Annotated in this window: 1 pseudogene; it reads right to left on the bottom strand. The window is 68.6% G+C overall.

Going from position 1 to position 883, the window contains the following annotated elements:
- Positions 1-883, bottom strand: a pseudogene (locus tag FMZ75_RS21155) (hypothetical protein); the annotation flags it as partial.

Consider the following 883-nt stretch of genomic DNA (forward strand, 5'->3'; position numbering starts at 1 on the left):
GCCGGTTGCCGAGAGGGCGCCGATCTGCGCCGAGGTGAGATTGGCGATTTGCGTGGTGGAGAGATCGCCGACCGTGGTCGCGCCGAAGGCGGCGATCTGCGAGGTGGAGAAATCTCCGGCGTCGATGGCGTCGAGATAGGCGGCGGAGAGACCGCCGATCTGCGTTGCGGTGAGGCCGCGCACCTGGGTCGAGGTGAGATCGGCGACCTGGGTGGTGGAGAGATTGCCGAGCGCGGTCGTGGTCAGGCGGCCGAGCTGCGTTGCGGTGAGGCCGGCGAGCTGTGTGGTGTTCCAGGACTGGACGTCGGTGGAGGCGAGCGCTCCGAAGCCGGTTGCCGAGAGGGCGCCGATCTGCGCCGAGGTGAGATTGGCGATTTGCGTGGTCGAGAGATCGCCGACCGTGGTCGCGCCGAAGGCGGCGATCTGCGAGGTGGAGAAATCTCCGGCGTCGATGGCGTCGAGATAGGCGGCGGAGAGACCGCCGATCTGCGTTGCGGTGAGGCCGCGCACCTGGGTCGAGGTGAGACCAGTGACCTGGGTGGTGGAGAGATTGGTGAGCGCCGTCGTCGTCAGGCGGCCGAGCTGCGTTGCGGTGAGGCCGGCGAGCTGGGTCGTGTTCCAGGACTGGACGTCGGTGGAGGCGAGCGCTCCGAAGCCGGTGGCGGAGAGGGCGCCGATCTGCGCCGAGGTGAGATTGGCGATCTGGGTGGTGGAGAGATCGCCGACCGTGGTCGCGCCGAAGGCTGCGATCTGCGAGGTGGAGAAGTCTCCGGCGTCGATGGCGTCGAGATAGGCGGCGGAGAGGCCGCCGATCTGCGTGGCGGTGAGGCCGCGGACCTGGGTCGAGGTGAGATCGGCGACCTGGGTGGTGGAGAGATTGCCG

It is taken from the genome of Methylosinus sp. RM1 (assembly GCF_011378635.1).
In the GTDB taxonomy this organism is placed as follows: Bacteria; Pseudomonadota; Alphaproteobacteria; order Rhizobiales; family Beijerinckiaceae; genus Methylosinus; species Methylosinus sporium.